This is a genomic window from Micromonospora sp. NPDC005220, from assembly GCF_040607895.1.
In the GTDB taxonomy this organism is placed as follows: domain Bacteria; phylum Actinomycetota; class Actinomycetes; order Mycobacteriales; family Micromonosporaceae; genus Micromonospora.
The window spans coordinates 38,932-55,643 of the sequence record NZ_JBEXHP010000033.1; the positions used below are offsets into that span (position 1 = coordinate 38,932).

Consider the following 16,712-nt stretch of genomic DNA (forward strand, 5'->3'; position numbering starts at 1 on the left):
TCGACACCAGCGGCCTCATCCGATTGGACGCCGAAGCGATCGCGTATCGGTTCAACCGCAACCACGGAGCCGGCTGACTGACCGAGTACGCCGCTCCGCACGCCACGCACTGGGTAAGCCGCCGGAACTGGTTGCCGCCGAGTACGCGCTGTGCAGCGTCGATGTCGAGCGGATGCCCTGGTACGCGGCGGACTGGCTCGCCGACGGACACGACGGGCCGGCCCTGCGTGAACTGGCCGGACTCGACGGCGCCGACACCCGACTGATCGGCGAACTCCTGCCCGACGCCCTCAGCGAGGTGGGCGTGCGTGTTCCGTCCGCAGCGCAAGCGGCGGACACCTGGCTGGCCAGGCTGGCGCAACGGCTGATCAACAGCGCGGTCGACGGACGAACCGTCAGCGAGCACGCCTCGGCCTTCGTCTCACGGCACCTGGATCTCGACTTGATCTGGCGCAGCCCCTTCACCGACCTGCACGTGCTGGTCGACGAGTGGGATCAGGACTGGGGGCGCGGCAGTCAGGAACTGGCGACGACGGTTCGTCAGCTATGCCGTGATCACATTTCCCGCGTGTCGGCTTCGCCGGGGATTGACCTCACGAGCCTCGCCCACGGCAGCGCAGAGCAGCAAACGGGCGGGCTTCGCCGGCTGCTCAACGCGTGGGACTTCATCGGCGTCCACGACCCGCGGGCCAACGTCGACGAGTACGACTGCCTGATCGCACCGCTGCTGGCGAGACTGACCAACGGTGCCGGCGCGGGCGATCTCAGCGAGTACCTGTCGGCTTAGATCCGTGACCACTTCGGGATCACCGTCAGCAACACCGAGACCCGGGCCTTCGCACGACGTCTACTGACCTGGTGGGGTACCGAGCAGAGAGCCCGGTGATCGCTGCGGATAGCACCCGCGGTGGGCCCTTGCGAGAGCCGGACTGATCGGAGCGTCGCGGAGGTGCCTCATCACAGCTCGGGTGGTCTCGTCATGGGCCAACGCTTCCTCTGAACCACTCGACGCCGCGAGTCAACCGAACCGAGGCAGTCCCAGCCGATAACCGCGGTCACCATCGTGAGTTCGTGGGCCCCGTGCTGGCGGAACCGGGACTGAAAGGGCTCTGTCTCGCCTGCCGCCTCTGACACGCTGGTAGATGTCTTGATGACCGTGGCCAGGCTGGTGCGATCTAACAATGTCTTGAGGTTGTCCTGGTCGTCGGTGGAGAGCCTGAACACCTCGTCGAGCAGGTCGTGCATGTTGTCGGGCTGGTGGCTCACGGCCTCGCGCAGCAGGGCCAGGGTGGTGCGTTGCGCGCGTACCGTGCGCGGAATCTGGCGATGGACGGTGGTCGCCACGAGGTCGAAGGTTTCGCGCTCCAACGCGTCCGTTTCTGTGGCGAAGGACTATGCCGGTCAGCGGTCACGGCTTGTCTACTGCGTGTGGACCGAACAGACACAGTGGAGCGGTACGATCGCACCGATCAGATCGATCAACCGAGGCTCTTCGATCGGCGAAGACATTGCGGTTCGTCGTGCGGGAGATGCCTGGTCAGAGTTCGCACCAGAGTCAGCTGAGGCGGGGCCTCCAACGGGACGGCCCAAGCAGCCCTCCGACTCGGCACCATTCAGGCTGAAGCCACCCAAGCCCGGTGAATGTCAGCAACGTGTAGACCGTCAGCCAATCTGCCCTGAAGAATCCCCACGCGCATACGGCCTTCGATCACCTGAAGGCCAGGGCTCTGGGGATACAGGAGGGCTCGGGTGATGAGAATGGGTGGTACGAGCCAACTCCCGTGGTCCTCCCATGCATCACGGTATCTTTGTGGACGCAGGCTCAGCCAACGGCGATGTTCTGCAGCGACCTCGTCCAGCCAGTCCTGGTCGCTCCTTCCGGTCGGGATGGCCTTCAAGTCGTCAACCGCCACGTCCTTAAGCGTCCACCGAATCCGGCTAAGGTCAAGGCTGCCGTAGTCATCGAGAAATTCGAGGTGACGGCCGTGGTCGTAGAGCCACTGCTCGACAACCTCCTTGGGCCAATCAAGCCGTGCAATCGCCGGCAGCGTCGCGAAGACGGAGAGGCCCTGGTCACGGTCGGCGGCCGGGAGATCCTCCAAGCGGACCAGCATCGAGCCTGCCCCCTTCCACATCTAGCCTAGATTCCTACAGCCCGTCGCGAACGAGGTCGCGACGTATCAAGGCAGTCCTGCTCGATCACTGACACGGCGATACAGCTCGCGGTAAGTCCACTCAGCATCCGCCGCGAAGTCTTGGAAGAGAAGGTGATCTACATTCGCCGCGCGTCGACACTCATGGAGGGAGAACTGGTTATGCCAGGCGCGGTCACGAGTAAGTAACACCGGTTGGTCTATGTCGGGGATCTGGTCCGCCGTGATGTCGAGGATCAGTCCGTCCCGCTCCAGCCAGGCGTTCGTGAACAAGGGGTCAGCCCGTTGCCCAGAGCAGTACCGCCATTCACCAAACCCGGAGTCGATCAAGAACTGACTCAGCAGCTCGCATACATCGCCGCATGAGCCGTGAGGAAATGCGGCAAGGCTTACAAGCGGGAGGTCGCCTAGCTCCAGAGCTGCACGAAAGCGGGCTACCACAACCTTAAGCGCCTCTTGGTCCTGACTGTTCACTGCCGCATGTTTCACCATTGCACTATACTTCTCGGCCGACAACAACGACCGGCACCACTCCTTCCGCTTCACCCCGACCGATGTTCAGGCGGAGGACTCGGGAGCGGTTCTTTGCCGCCAGCGTCGGCAAGGGCATCACGTGCGACGGCGGTCCTCGCGGGCTTCACCACTGCTTCCGCCCTGATTCGGGGGGCAGTCGACGATGCGGTCGACAACGGCAGCATGTTCGGTGGTGCCGTCGTAGAACCTCTCAGCTGGGACCGAGGGCTGCAAGGCCGGTCCGCTCGCCTCGCCGCGTGCGGTGCATACGGGGCTGGTTCCCCCGACACCGCACGCGGCGACTGTCTCCTACTCGGACGTGGGCGAGGCGACGTGGTTCGCCTGCGACCACGTGCCGGCGTGATTTGCCACCCGGGCCAGTGGATGGGGTTGGCCGGTCATGGCCGACAGCGCGTTGGCGACGTCGTGCAGATCCGCCTTGATGTAGGTGGTGGTGGAGGATCCGGGGCTGTCGGTGTGTCCGGCGTAGGCGCGGGCGATGCCGTAGCCGAAGTGTCGTTCCACCCAGGTCAGGGTGGTGTGGCGCAGCCAGTGGGTCGAGATGCCATGCACGGCTACCCAGGGCAGGCGCTCGCCCAAGCGTTTCCACAGGTGGTCGTAGCGGCGGCTGGTGATCGGTTGGCCGTTGCGCGCGCGCAGGAGCGCATCGGTCGGCAGGACCGCGCCGCGAGCGGCGGCGTGCTCTCTCAGGTGTCCGGCGAGATCGAGGGTGATGGGCTGCCAGCGGACAGTGGGTCCTTTCTCGGTGAGGCGGACGAGTCCGTTGGTGGCATCGAGGTCGACCAGCCGTAGGGCCAGGGCGCCGCCGCGGCGGCCTGCGGTCTCGGTGTGCAGTCGCAGGATCAGCGCGTCGAGGATGACGTCGTTTCCGCTGGTGCGGGCCATCGCGTTGATCTCCTCCAATTCGTGTGCGGTCAACGCGCGGCGGGTGCCGGGTAAGCGTCGGGGTTTCGCGACGCGGTGCGCGGGGCTGGCGGCGGCGTCGATCAGCCCGTCGGCGATGGCACATCGGTAGAACGCGCGGGCGGCGGCGACGAGGTGCTCACCGGCGTGCCGGCCGTTGCGGCTGTTGCGCCGCGACACGGCGCTGGCGATCATCGCCTGCTTCAGAGCCTCGAAATCACTGGCGGTGATGGTGTCCAAGGGCCGATCGGGCCACGCGGCGGCCATCCGTTCCCAGTAGGTGCCGTAGGTGCGGCGTGCTCCAGGCCCGGCAGCGGCGACTACACGGGGCAGGTACTCGGCGACCGTCGGCACAACGGACGGCGTCGCGGGGTGCGATTGCAGATCGGTCACCGTGACGCCCAGGTGAGCCAGAACCTGTCGTGCGGCAGCGACGGCGGCGGGGTCAGCGGTCATTGTCGGCTCCCGCCAGGTGAGTGTGCAGGTCGGCGAGCAGGTGTACGACGGTGCTGACGGGATGCACGACGAGCAGGTCGTGCGCAACGATGGCGGCGAGCAGCACGGGTTGACCGGGCGCGATGCGGCACATGTGCCGGGCATTCGCCGGCAAGGGTAGGTCCCCTCGGCTGCCCACCTGATGGCGGCCGTCGCTGGCCGAGCAGATAACGAGCATGCCGTGGCGCGGCTGAATGTCGAGGCGGTGGTGCGGGGGCCAGCCCAACGCGCGCAGGAGGTGCTGCGCGCTCACCCGGCCACAGCGTGCCGGAAGAGCCATCCACAGCAACAGGGGCGCGTCCGTGATCGCCGACGGACAGACCCGGGCAGGTAGAGCTGGCATCGGCATCGGGCTTGGACCCAGACGCGCGGGCAGGACAGCAGGTACGAGTGGACCGACGAGGTGTTCCTTCGGCCGGATAAGTTGTGTCATGACCGAACAATCACATTCAGGCAGTACATGCTGAGGCACGATCCGATCGGCCGCCTCCTACCGGCCCTTCACCGGCCGCCGCCGACGTCAAGATCACGCGCGATAGCAGACGATTCCTGTCGGCGTACGGCTGAACGGCCCATGTAGGGACGGATGAACAGGACTCGTTTCCTGCCCAAGACTCAAGCGCAGCCGATGTGCTTCGTTGCCGCGAGACGGTCTTGGCAACCCCGGCTACCGCACGCCACCCCCGCCCCTCGCCGCTGTGCGGCTACGCTGCGGGTCGGCTTGAATCGAACGCTGCCGCAGCGCTCACGAGAGGCCAGCCTCCAACCCCGGCGGGTCGGATCAGCGCGAGCTGGTCCCACTATGCCTTCGGTGGCATGTCCCGTCGCTGATTTGCGTCGAGGTCTCGGTGATCATGAAGAGCGTGAGCGCGCAGGGCGGGCTGGGGACGTTCAGTACATGCCCGGGTCAGGTGAGGTGGGCTTAGCCGTCGATGACCGTGAGGCGATGCGCGAGTCGGTAGCTGCGTCCCTGATAGCAAGGTTCCTGCGGACAGGTGGACCCAACCTGTCGATAGTGAGTTCGGGTGACGTTCGATGAGGACAGCCCAGTAGTGGTGGTCCGGCTGTCGATTCCTGTGCCCAGGGCTGCGTTTCGGGCCGTGAAGACCGTAATCTTGCGGCGTCGGTCACTGGTGCGTCTCGGAGAGTAGCGAGGAAGTGTTGGTGAGTGCCGCGACGATGGCGCGGTAGGTAACGGTCGTCCGGGAGGAACTGCGTGCCGAATCCGCCACGGCTGTGGTGGCAGGACATCGATCCGGTCGTGTGGCGATGCTTCGGCCAACCTGAGGACCTGGCGCGCGAGCGCAACACCGCAGTGTTGGCAGCCTTGGAGGAGTTGGCGACACGCGCCCCGATGTCGACGCCGGCCGACATCGCCGCGCAGATGCGCGACGTCGGCTTCCGCGACCAGGTGACCGAATTTGAGCTGCGGGCGGTGCTCGACTATCTGACGAGTGCGCATCTCGTCGAGCCATTCCGGGACTACGCGGCGCTCAACGCGGGTTTGGATGCGGTGGTCCGCCGTCAGGAGGCCTGGGCGCTGACCAAGATCGGCCGGGCCGTGGTGGCCGCGGTGCGCACGGCTGTCGTCGACTCGCGGCGGGCATTGCAACTACCGAGCCGTCTTCTCGACAGCGTCGAACGCACGGTTCGCGATCTGATCGAGCATCTCTCTTCCGACGCTGGGCTCCTGCCAACCGACCTGGATGACGTCCGGACGAGGCTGGACGAGATGCAGCGGGTCACCGCCGACTTCTACGCTGCGCTGGCGCAGATGGTGCAGTCCGATGTCACCGATGACCTGCTGTTCGGGGAGAACCGTGACCGTGTCATCGAGGCCCTGCGGCAGTTTCCGCGCGAGTATGGGCGAGCGCTCCGCCGGGTCGAGGCGGCCCTGACCGACTTGGAGTCGGCCGGGCACCGGCCGCTGGTCGAGACCGCCGCCATGCACGCCGGCCTGCTTGACGCCCGGGATCAGCAGGACTGGATCGACGAGCGGGTGCGTCGGCTGTCTGACCTGGCCGCCTGGTTCGCACCTCTGGGTTCGGTGCAGCGACTGATCTCCTCGGCGGCCGGCGCCGTGCATACCCTCCTGGTGGCCATCGATCGACGCTACACAGCCCTGCGGCGCGGGTCGGATCTGGCCGCCGACTTCCGAGAACTCGCGTACAGCTTGTTCGCCCAGCCGGACGACGAGGCTGCCCGCCGGGTGTACGCGGCCGCGTTCGGCCAATGGCCTGCCGTGCATGCGATCGTCGGGACGGCCGAAGAAGACGTCGCTCACGCCACCCTGGCAGCCGGTGGGACCAGCCGGCACCAGGTGGATGTGATCCTGCGCGAGCACGAACGCGCCGGTCGCTCCAGCGGCCGTCCCCGCAAGGTCCCGGACGCCGGTGCTGCCCGGGCTGCCGCTCTGGAGAAGGCCGCCGCCACTGCGGCGAATCGGCGGCGCTTCAGCGCGTTGCTGGCCACCGATGGCGAAGTGCCGCTGAGTTATTTCACCGGTCTGGAGACAGCGGCGTTGGTGATCCTGCTCGGCGCGATCGAAGTAGCGCGCAACACGATTGATGTCGCTACCGGATACGGCGAAGTCCATGCCGAGGGTGCCAGCGTGGTCGTGCGGGTCCGGTTGGGTCGCCCCGAGACCCACCTGCCGATCCGGTTTGCCGAAGGGACCCTGGTGGCGCCGGAGCTCTTGATCACCGTGACCCCGACCGAAGCCGCCCAGCATCCGCAGGTCGTGATGACGGAGGGCGCTGCATGACCCAGCGGCTTCTCGACCCGGATCTCGCTGACGCGGCACGCCACCTGATCCTCACCTGCCGGATCTCTTCGGCCGATGATCCGGTTCGTTACCGGGCGGTGCTGCGCGGCCGGCGGGAGATCACCGACTTCTTCCGTATGGAATTAGGGTGGACCCTGCACATTCACGACGTTGGCGGAATGGTGCGCCTGCATAAGCGCCGTGACGATGTTCCCGGGGATCGCGGACCGCGGCTGCAGCGGCGCAGCGGACGAGGCGAGTTGGCTCCCGCTCAGGTGCTGGTGCTGGCCGCGCTGGTCTGTGAACAGCTGTGGCGGCGTCCGCGGATCAGCCTGCGCGAGCTGTTGCAGTCGGTTGCTCAGGTGTGCGCCGCCGAGGCGCCCACGGGTCGGCTACCGGCTTTCCGGATCGTGGCTGCGGACGGGGTCAGCAAGCGTGAAGCACAGGCCGCACGGGCGAACATTGTGGATGCGATAAAGCTGCTCCAGGTGGACGGGGAGATCGGCGTCGACGCGGACCTCGACCGGGCGGTGACGGACGAGAACGCGGAGGTGTTCATCACCGCTGACCGCGATAGCCTCGCCAACAAGTTCGCCTCGTTGTCGCCGACGCTGTTGTCGTTGAGCGACCGGGCGCCCAGTCAGCACGTCGCCACGCTGACAGCGGTCTCGCTTCCGGACGCCGAGCCGGACGCTGTCTTGCAACGGCAGGCCAGCGTGGAGGGGCGCCGGCTGACCGCGCTGCGGCGAGTGGCGGACGATCCTGCCGCTGACCCGGAGGACGACCCGAACCCGGTTGGTTACCTCGCTACCTCGACCGGCCGGGAACGCGCGTTGAACATCGCCGCCGCGCTGGGGCTGGTCGCCAGCGTGCGCCGCGACTGGTGGGAGATCACCGACCCGACGGGCACCGCCTCTGACTCCGACTTCCCGCAGGGCCGCAAGACAGAGCGGCAGGGTGCGCTAGCCCTGCTGTCGCACCTGCCGCACCACGGCGCGTCCGAGGTAAACGCCGATCAGATCACGACATTGTTCGAAGAGATCCGTCGAGATATGCCACGGTGGGCGGCCGGCTACGCCGAACAACTGCCCGTCCTAGCTCGAGCCGCTGCCGCGGAACTGGTCACCGCCGGCCTGCTCCGGGTCACCGGCGACGAAGACCGGTGGCAAATCACACCGGGCGTGCACCTGTGGCGCGTGCGGGCACGGCAAGGCCAGCCCGCTCGTCCGGGCCGGCACCGCACGGAAGCTGACTCGGACACGAGGGAGGGGCCGGCGTGACCCTCATTGCGCACCCGGGCCAACAGTCAACCGGAAGCCACGACACCGGCGGCCCGGTGTCGGATTGGAACGACGGACCGATCGCCGCCGACAGATGGCAGCCAACCCGAGCCGGTGCGGTGAACTCGTGGGCGTGGACCGACGAGACGCTCATGTTCGCCGACGGCTGGCTGGCGCTGGCCGGGCCGAACGGATCCGGTAAGTCCTTGACGGCCTCGATGCTGGTCACCGTACTGCTCGACGGCGAGGTGTCGCAGAAGGCGCTGTCGGTGTCTGGTGAGGCCGTTGGCACGCTGATCGACCGGCACACCGACCGCAACCCGAAGGAGGATCGCACCGGAGCGTGGTGGCTGGAGTACGGCTACCGCGATAGCGGCACCGGTGATGTTCGCTACCTGACGACCGGCCTGTGGCTGCGCTCGCAGAGCAGCGGCTTGCAGAAGGCGTTCTTCATCATGCCGGGCCGTGTCGGCACCGACCTCTTCCTCGCCCGACAGCGGGATCCGGTACCGATTGAAGGGCTCGCCGAGCAGGTTGCCGCCGCGAGCGGCCGACTGTTCACCTCAACTGACCGTCTCACCTCAAAGGTCCGGGACTATGTGAACCTTGCCGAGGAGAACCAGTACCGCGACGCTATCCGCACGACGCTGTTCGCGCCGTTGGACTCGGTGCAGTTCGACGCTCTCGTCGGAGTGCTGCGCAGCCTGCGCAGCGTCCGCACCGCAGAGGCGATCTCCCCGAATCAGATGCGCGCGGTGCTGACCGAGGCGCTTCCGGCGCTGGATCCCCGCGCGTTGCAGTTCATCGCCGACACCATGGAACGCATCGCCGACCTTGAGGCACAACTGAAGCAAGCCCGTGCCGAGATTCGGCAGCTGGAACAATCGGAGCAGCAGTACCAGCGCTACATCGACGCGATCATCGCCGAGGAAGCCGCCCGACTGGCGAATGCCCAGACGGTCTTCGACGACCACGCCCGTGAAGCGCGTACCGCCGAGCAGCAGTTGGCGGAGGCGCAAGCACAGGCGGCGCGGGTGCAGGCCCGGCGCGAGCAACTGCGCGGCGAGATCGCCGGTGTCCGCGGCCGGCTGCAGGCCGCCGAGGACGCGCTGCGTGACCATGCCGGCGCCGAGCTTCCGCATCTCGAAGAACGCCTGACTGATCTACGCAAGCAGCAATCCGAGCTGGAAGCAGCCGGCCTGGACTTGCAGGAAGAGTCGCAATACGCCGCCCAGCAGGCGGTGGAGTCCGTGGACCAGTTCCGCAACAGTCAGCGCCATCTGACGGGGATCGGCTCACGGCTACGCGCGACAGCCGCCGAAGTCGGAGCGCACGCATTCGTCGATCGTCTCACCGAGGTCACCGAACAGGTCACGGCAGCCAACAGCCTCGACCAGGACCCGCCCAAGGTTGACCTCGCCCAGATCGCCGAAACACCCCGCGGCTGGATCGAGACGCGCACGACAACCCTCAACGGCATCGACACGGTCCTGCACGAACACGACATGGCACAGATCGAGCAACGAACCGAAGCCGGGCATCTCCGCACCGCCGAAGAAGCCCAGGATCGTGCCGCCGATCGTGCCGGTGATGCCCGCGCCGAACGTCGCGCCGCCGAACAGGACCTACTCGACGAATTGGACCAGTGGGACAGCCGCCGGGCCCAGCTTCCGTCCGTACCGGCGGACCTGACGACTGATGTCGAGGACCGACTCGACCCCGACCAGTTGGTTGCCTGGCTGCATGAGGCCGGGACCGCAACACGGGAACGGATCGCCCTGGCAGCCCGGGAACAGGACGTCGTGCACGGCACCCGCCTCGTGCAGGTTGCCGAGAGCGCGGCACACCGGGCCGCACAGGCTCGGGATAGAGCCGAACAAGTCGCCGATCAGGCCCAACGTGACCTAGAGGACGCGCAGGCCCAAGCCGACATCGACCGTACCGCCGTCGACGAACAGGCACACCAAGCCCGAGCCGACCATGACGCCGCCGTGGACGCTGCCCACGCCATCACCGCCACAGCTGAGCAAGAGCTGGTGGACGGCCGAGCGAACGCCACCCTGGCAGCAACGGAGTGGAGCCGCCAGGTGGCCGGGTGGCGCTCCAGGCTCGTCCACCTCGACGGCCGTACGATGAACCTGCCCGACGATCCGGATGCCATCGATCTGCGGCAGCCGTTCCTAGATCTGGAACGGGCCCACTCGGCGGCCGTCAGCGGTCTGCAACGCGCGATATCCGAGGCAGGGCGTGCCGTCGATAATGCGGGGCAACGAGTCACCGGGATCGAGGACGAGCTCGAACAGGCCCGGCAACAGCTGCCGGTGCCGCAAGCGCCGCCGTGGCGGGCACCACGCGATCCGGGCGCTGGCGTGCCGTTGTGGGCCGCCGTTGCTTTCGCCGAGCACATCAGCGCGGAGCAGGCCGACCGTATCGAAGGTGCCCTGCTGACCGCGGGCCTGCTCGACGCGCTGATCACCGGCGAGGGCCTGGTCGGCGACGGTGACCTTGTGCTCGCCGGCGACCGTCCCGCCTCCGGGCAGAGCCTCGCCGACATAGTCGTTGCGGAGAACGGCTCGGGCGCCGACCCGCGGCACGTCGAATGGCTGCTGCAGGCCGTCGCCATCGACCTGACCGGCAGCGACCTCAACATCGGGCACCTGCGCACCGGCAACGTGATCGCGTCGGCCCCGCCAAACTACCGAGCCACGTTCATCGGCCGAACCACCCGCGAACGCGCCCGGCTCGCGCTCGTCGCCGACCTCGAACAGCGACTGGCCACCGCGTGCCAAGATCTCGCTGCTGAGAAACAGCGCGTTGAACACCTTGACGCCGCTGTCCGCGCGTCCCGCCGGGAGCGGGATGACTTCCCTCCCGCCGACGCGGTTGCCGTGGCACGCGAGCAGGTTAGCCAGCTGCAGCTCGGCGTCGCAAAAGCTCAGCAGCAAACCACGCAGGCACTGGCCACCGCCGCAGCGCAGCTCACCGGCCTGCTCACCGAGTTCGACGCTGCCCGCAACGCCATAGACAGGACGGTGGAAACTGCACGCCGGCGACTTGAAGAGGCGGCCGGCGCACTAGGACGAACCCGGCAATCCGAGTCCGACGCCGGCGACGCCCTGACCACCGCCCGGGAGGAGCTGGCGGAAGCCACCGAGCGGCGGAACGAGGCCCGAACGGCTCAGCAACTGTGCACCGCCGAGGAACAGCGATTCCCCGACCTGGAGCAGCTGCGCCGCACCACCCGCGAGGAGGACGCCGCCGAACGGGACGAGGCCGCCGCCCGCGCCTCGGTCGACGAGCACCGCCGCCGGCACCAGCAAGCCAGCGACCGCGTCCGCACGGCGCTTCGCGCACTGCATACCGCCGCGACGCTGCCCGACGGCGCCATCCTGCCAACCGACCGAGAAGTGCTACGACGCCACCGGGACTTGGTCGCTAACCTGCTGCAGCAGATCGGGGCCTGGCAGAGCGCCGGGCAGCGAACCCTCGACTTGCTCGCAACAGCCCAGCGCGAGCAGCGGACAGCGGACCGGGTCGCCGGCCGGTTCCAGAAAGCGGTCGCCGCCGCGGACCAGATCCGGCTCACCGCTCAGGAACTGGACGCCCGGATGGAGCAGACCAGAGCGCTGTACGGGGCGGAATACGCCGAGCTACGCCAGACGAAAGACCGGCTCGCCGACGAACTGACCGACAAACTGGCCGAGGTCGAGCGACGCGAGGCCGAATTCCGCACGCACGACAATGCTGCGGTCGCCGCCACCACCACGCTCGACAAGATCGCGCCGCGTCGCCGAGAGGCCGACCAGCACCGCACCGACTGCTTCGATCGAATGTGCCTGCTGATCACCCACGGCTTCGCCGAAGTGCCGGAAACCCTGCCGCGTGATAGCGACAACCGGCCGGCCAACCTGACCGCCGCACTCACCTGGTCGCGTCAACTGCTCGCCGGCAAACCCACCACCAGCGCCCGGCTGGACACCCTGAGGATCGCTCGGGAACGGGTGCAGAAGCAGCTCGAGAGCACGATGCGGTCCGTCAACCAGGCCCTCGCAGAGTTCGATCAGCAGCTCGACAGCACCACCCTCGAGGGCACCGAGTGGCGGCGCATCACGCTCGCCGCACCCAACGCCGCCGTCGGCGAGGACCTGCGGCAAGCCGCCGAGACACTTCGCGCCACAGCCGAAGGCCTCGAACGAGATCTGCGCCAGGACGTCAAAGCGACTCTCAAGACGTCGATGTTCACCCAGCTGCGGCGTGACATCCAGACCCGCCGCGAGGCGGCAAGGGAACTTGTCCGACAGATCCGGGCCACCCTCGAGAATGTTCGAACCGGCGTGGCCCGCGTCGGCGTCCAGGTCGACTGGAAGGTCCGCGACGACGGCAACTCCCAGCAAATGGTCGCCCTGCTCAAAGCGCCGCCCTCCGATGAGGTCTTCGATCAGATGTACGAGATCCTGCGGGAACGGATGGAGGACGCCGGCGAGGAAACCTGGGCCGACCGAGTCGCTCACACCTTCGACTACCGCTCCTGGCACCACTGGGAGATCAGCGTCACGCACAGCAGCTTCGGCGCCGACCAGTTCAAGCCGGTAAACGCCCGGTCCAACCCGCTCAAAGGCCTATCCACCGGCGAATCCCGACTCGCGACGATGCTCCCGCTGCTGGCCGCCGCCTGGTCGATGTATTCCGGCGACACCTACCAGGGGCCTCGCCTGCTGTCCATCGACGAGATCGACGCCGCTTTCGACGACCGCAACCTGCGCCAGATCCTCACCCTGCTGCGAACCTGGGATTTCGACGTCCTCGCGACCACACCCACGATCGCCCCGCTGATCAAACGCGAAGCTCAGCATGTCGTCGTCCACGAAGTCATCACCGACGGCCGGCACCGCGTGACCGTCCCCTGGTTGTGGAAGGGAAGCGGGGAACCGACGCCCCTCCCCCTCACCGCACCTACCGCAGACACGACCCCGGCCGGACACTGAACGATGCCGGCTGACCTCACCTACCTGGCCGAAGACGTCGACCTGCACCCGCTGTGGCGCGCCGTCCACGGACGTCTCTGCGCCGGCACCCGCCCCGAGGCGATCAACACCGTTCGGGTCCTGGCACTGAGCACAGCCGGTATCGCGCAACTGCGGACCTGGCTCGACACCTCCACACGCCGACGCCGCGGCACATCCGCCGTCACCGTGTCCGGCGATACCGCCACGATCCCGCTGCGAGAACTCCTCGCCGCGCTCGACATCGATCAAGAGACGCTCGTCGCGCTGGTCGAAAATGCAGTGGGGGAACCGGTCATCGACCGTAGCGCCGCTACGCTGGCTGCGGCGGACCGTCGTGCGCAGCTGTGGCAGTACGCGACCGAGGGGCTTCCCGACCTTCCGCAGCTCGTCGCCCGGATGCGGGTCACCGGCGTCGGCGAGGACGATACCGAGATCCGGCACAGCATCGCCGCGCTCGCCGCAGCCCTGCGACGCATTCCAGCCCGGCCGCCGGCACCTCTGGCGAAGCTCGCCCACGACATCACCGGCGACCCACATTACTTCGACCTGACCACCCTCAACGGTATCCGCCTCGTGGCTGCAATCGCCGAACGCGCCGGCCAAACCGAGCCGAATCGACCGGATCTTGTACGCGCGCTGCTGGCCAGCGTGGGTGTCATCGCCGACCGACTCTCCGCGACCGTCCTGCTCTTCAACGTCGAGGCTATCGGCGACGGACCGATCGACCGGCGACTGCGCGATTCACCGGCCCCGGTGGCGCTCACCCTGCTCGACCTCGTACAACACCCGCCTGTTCTCGCACCGCAAACCCTGACGGTCGTGGAGAACCCGTCGGTCATCGAGATCGCCTTCACGGCCGGAGTGCGACAACCGATCGCCTGCACCAGCGGCCAGTTACGCGCGATCGATCATGTGCTATTTCAACTCGCTCTCACGCACGGCGTGCATCTGCGATACGCCGGCGACATCGACACCGCGGGCAGACAGATCGCGGCCGTCGTCGCATCGACCTATGGCGCCGAATTGATTGCGATGGACGACGACACCGCCTCCGAAGCTCGACATCACCCGCCGGCTATACCCTCGCCCAGGCAGCGCGAAGGTGAGCCGCCCAACGCGCTCACTTCCGCAACGGCAGCGGTGTACCAAGAGCACGACGTCCTTCTCGCGCGAATCCTCGGTGCTCACCGGCTCTGAACCCGCATGGCCCGGCGTCCCGGATCGGCAGTATCGTGCCGCCCTCGCTGTCAGCCTTCGCATAGCGGCTCAGACGGAGCCGCCGCCTACCCGCCAGATTCTCTGATCCCTGGACAATCTGTCCGCGCACAACGGCCCGAAGATCCGTGCATGGGCCGCTCGGAACAAGGTCGAGTTCGGCTTCACCCCGGCCTACGTCTCCTGGGCCAACCCCGTCGAGGCCCCATTTCGGGCCACTACGCACCTTAGTCATCGCCGGCTCGAACCACCCGAAACCACCCCGTGCTGACACCTGAAACTGCTGGCCTACCTGCGCCGGCGCAACGCCCACGCCAACCAGCCCGACGTCCTGGCCGCCCAACGCCGCGAACGTGCGCGCAGCCGCAGCCGCAGCCGCAGCCGACGACAACGACGCTAGGCCAGCCGCCACACGCGCAGCCTGATCCCAACACCGCTAACGTTCGTGGTCACGGCACTAGCGGACACCGACGTGACATGCTAACCCCACGGGGGGACGGGCGATCCTGACTGGACCGCTTTCGACACGCCTTGAAGGCAACAGCGACTGGAGGTCACTTGGCCGCACCACCTGACCCGATCAACGTCTACCACTTCACCCACCTCCGCAACCTCCCAGGAATTTTTCAGGATGGGCTGCGGTCGGATGCCAGTTGTCGACGGGAAGGACTTACGCAAGTTCAAGTAGGCTCGGCGGGCATCAGGGAACGGCGACTGCAGCTACCTGTCGGCAACGTCGGCCCGGGTGGCTGTGTCGGTGACTACGTGCCGTGGTACTTCGGCCCACGCAGCCCAATGATGTTTACGCTCAGTCGGAACAACTACGAATTCCAAGAGGGATTCGACGAAGTCGTTTACCTCGTCTCAAACGTTCTTAGGCTCATTGCACTGGGCGGTCAGTGGGTGGCCTCAGACCGGAACGCGGCGCTGAAGTTGGCGGAGTTCACCGACGATGAGCATGAACTCTCAAGCCACATCAGCTGGGAGGTCATCGAAGCCAGGTACTGGCCGGATTTTGCGGACGGGGCCGACCTCCGAGCCGCAGAATTTCTCGTTCATGAATGGGTCCCGTGGGAAGCCGTAGAAGTCCTTGTTACTAAGACTAGCAAGACTCGCGCAGCGGTCGAAGAACTGATCGACGGGCTGCATCATTCCCCGCCGATCATTGTCAATCGTGACTGGTACTTCTAGGACATGGAGAAGGATCCAATGATCTCTGTCGCGAATGGGAACCTACTCGACGCTCCAGTCGAAGCCCTGGTGAATACAGTGAACACTATTGGCGTCATGGGTAAAGGTATCGCACTGCAGTTCAAACGCGCCTACCCGGCCATGTTCAAGGACTACGCGTCTGCAGCAAAGCGTGGCGATGTAGCTATTGGTCGCATGCATGTTTGGCACACCGGCCAACTCGATGGCCCGAGGATTCTCATAAACTTTCCAACTAAGCGGCACTGGCGCGCAGGCTCCAAGCTCGCCGACATCGAGGCGGGGTTAGACGATCTGGTCGCGGTGATCAAGCAGGAGCAGATTCAATCGATAGCTGTCCCTCCGCTTGGCTGTGGCCATGGAGGCTTGGATTGGGCAGAGGTGGAGCCTCTCATCCGTGCCAAACTCGAACCACTCCGTGACGTAGACGTTCGGATCTACCCGCCGGCAGGTGCACCGACGGCCGCCGATATGCACACTGCAGGTCCGAAACCACGCATGACGGCAGGGCGGGCAGCGCTGATCGAGGTCATCCGACGGTATTCGTTTATGGCATTAGAAGGTGCTACACCCATCGCAGTGCAGAAACTAATGTATTTCTTGCAGGCCGCTGGAGAAGATCTCGGACTTCGCTACGAGCGGAACTTCTACGGTCCTTACGCGGACAACCTACGAGCCGTCCTGAGAGATGTTGAGGGGCACTACCTTGAGGGGTTCGGTGACGGCAGTCAACGCATCGAAGTCAGCGAGCCCTTCCGGTTACTTCCGGGCGCCAAGGAGGCGGCATGGGAGATCCTTGACGAGAGGGACGCAACGCTCGAACGCATCGATCGAGTTATGGAGTTGACGAGCGGTTTTGAGTCAAGCAACTCCCTGGAACTTTTAGCGACGGTGCACTGGGTGGCAGCACAGCCCGAGGCTTCCGGCCGAACGGATGACGACATCACTTCGGCGGTACGTCGATGGAGCAAACGCAAAGCCCGCCTGTTCACGTCAGGCCAGGTTCACAAAGCGCTGGACGTCATGCGAGATAAGGATTGGCTCGCCCCACCGCCCGCCTAGTGCTGTGACCACGAACGTTCGCGGTGTTGGGTGACACGTCGTCCGGCCTGTCGACTGGGCGGCGTCGCGGCGGTCAGGCGGTGGCAAAGCG

Annotated in this window: 12 protein-coding genes and 1 pseudogene; 8 read left to right on the top strand and 5 right to left on the bottom strand. The window is 66.5% G+C overall.

What is annotated here, in order from left to right; translation table 11 throughout:
- The first annotated feature begins 172 nt into the window (after window positions 1-172).
- A complete protein-coding gene (locus tag ABZU52_RS15425) occupies window positions 173-787 on the top strand; it encodes a hypothetical protein (RefSeq protein ID WP_354971689.1) in 615 nt (204 codons plus the stop codon).
- Window positions 788-957: 170 nt separating this feature from the next.
- Here the strand turns inward: ABZU52_RS15425 and ABZU52_RS15430 are convergent, their stop codons facing one another.
- The 5 genes from ABZU52_RS15430 to ABZU52_RS15450 all read right to left on the bottom strand — a co-directional run bounded on the left by ABZU52_RS15430 (window position 958) and on the right by ABZU52_RS15450 (window position 4,338).
- On the bottom strand, window positions 958-1,368 hold the full coding sequence (locus ABZU52_RS15430; RefSeq protein WP_354971690.1) for a hypothetical protein: 411 nt from the start codon (window positions 1,366-1,368) through the stop codon (window positions 958-960).
- Window positions 1,369-1,613: 245 nt separating this feature from the next.
- Window positions 1,614-2,114 carry a hypothetical protein gene (locus tag ABZU52_RS15435; RefSeq protein ID WP_354971691.1) on the bottom strand — a complete coding sequence of 167 codons (501 nt, stop codon included), beginning with the start codon at window positions 2,112-2,114 and terminating at the stop codon, window positions 1,614-1,616.
- A 66-nt stretch (window positions 2,115-2,180) separates the two neighbouring features.
- Entirely contained in the window at window positions 2,181-2,699 is a 519-nt protein-coding gene (locus ABZU52_RS15440; protein WP_354971692.1) for a hypothetical protein, read from the bottom strand.
- A gap of 276 nt (window positions 2,700-2,975) precedes the next feature.
- Window positions 2,976-4,046, bottom strand: coding sequence for a site-specific integrase (locus ABZU52_RS15445; protein ID WP_354971693.1), 1,071 nt, complete (start codon window positions 4,044-4,046; stop codon window positions 2,976-2,978).
- Window positions 4,036-4,338, bottom strand: coding sequence for a hypothetical protein (locus tag ABZU52_RS15450; RefSeq protein ID WP_354971694.1), 303 nt, complete (start codon window positions 4,336-4,338; stop codon window positions 4,036-4,038). The genes ABZU52_RS15445 and ABZU52_RS15450 overlap by 11 nt, the downstream gene beginning before the upstream one ends.
- 963 nt (window positions 4,339-5,301) lie before the next feature.
- Here ABZU52_RS15450 and ABZU52_RS15455 point away from each other — a divergent pair.
- The 7 genes and pseudogenes from ABZU52_RS15455 to ABZU52_RS15485 all read left to right on the top strand — a co-directional run bounded on the left by ABZU52_RS15455 (window position 5,302) and on the right by ABZU52_RS15485 (window position 16,621).
- Window positions 5,302-6,849: a DUF2397 family protein gene (locus tag ABZU52_RS15455; protein WP_354971695.1), complete on the top strand. Its 1,548-nt coding sequence runs from the start codon at window positions 5,302-5,304 to the stop codon at window positions 6,847-6,849.
- Window positions 6,846-8,129, top strand: a complete 1,284-nt coding sequence (locus tag ABZU52_RS15460) for a DUF2398 family protein (RefSeq protein ID WP_354971696.1) — start codon at window positions 6,846-6,848, stop codon at window positions 8,127-8,129. Before ABZU52_RS15455 ends, ABZU52_RS15460 begins: the two co-directional genes overlap by 4 nt.
- Window positions 8,126-13,114: an SbcC/MukB-like Walker B domain-containing protein gene (locus ABZU52_RS15465; protein ID WP_354971697.1), complete on the top strand. Its 4,989-nt coding sequence runs from the start codon at window positions 8,126-8,128 to the stop codon at window positions 13,112-13,114. Before ABZU52_RS15460 ends, ABZU52_RS15465 begins: the two co-directional genes overlap by 4 nt.
- A 3-nt stretch (window positions 13,115-13,117) precedes the next feature.
- Window positions 13,118-14,332, top strand: a complete 1,215-nt coding sequence (locus tag ABZU52_RS15470; protein WP_354971698.1) for a TIGR02679 domain-containing protein — start codon at window positions 13,118-13,120, stop codon at window positions 14,330-14,332.
- Window positions 14,333-14,441: 109 nt separating this feature from the next.
- Window positions 14,442-14,750 (top strand): annotated as a pseudogene (locus ABZU52_RS15475) (transposase); the annotation flags it as partial.
- Between the two features lie 158 nt (window positions 14,751-14,908).
- Window positions 14,909-15,541, top strand: a complete 633-nt coding sequence (locus ABZU52_RS15480; protein ID WP_354971699.1) for a DUF4433 domain-containing protein — start codon at window positions 14,909-14,911, stop codon at window positions 15,539-15,541.
- Window positions 15,542-15,544: 3 nt separating this feature from the next.
- Entirely contained in the window at window positions 15,545-16,621 is a 1,077-nt protein-coding gene (locus ABZU52_RS15485; protein WP_354971700.1) for a macro domain-containing protein, read from the top strand.
- Window positions 16,622-16,712 lie beyond the last annotated feature (91 nt).

Excerpts from the sequence above, each read along its gene's own strand:
- ABZU52_RS15425 (WP_354971689.1), top strand. The coding sequence starts at position 173 with ATGCCCTGGTACGCGGCGGACTGGCTCGCCGACGGACACGACGGGCCG.
- ABZU52_RS15435 (WP_354971691.1), bottom strand. The coding sequence starts at position 2,114 with ATGCTGGTCCGCTTGGAGGATCTCCCGGCCGCCGACCGTGACCAGGGC.
- ABZU52_RS15445 (WP_354971693.1), bottom strand. The coding sequence starts at position 4,046 with ATGACCGCTGACCCCGCCGCCGTCGCTGCCGCACGACAGGTTCTGGCT.
- ABZU52_RS15460 (WP_354971696.1), top strand. The coding sequence starts at position 6,846 with ATGACCCAGCGGCTTCTCGACCCGGATCTCGCTGACGCGGCACGCCAC.
- ABZU52_RS15470 (WP_354971698.1), top strand. The coding sequence starts at position 13,118 with ATGCCGGCTGACCTCACCTACCTGGCCGAAGACGTCGACCTGCACCCG.
- ABZU52_RS15485 (WP_354971700.1), top strand. The coding sequence starts at position 15,545 with ATGGAGAAGGATCCAATGATCTCTGTCGCGAATGGGAACCTACTCGAC.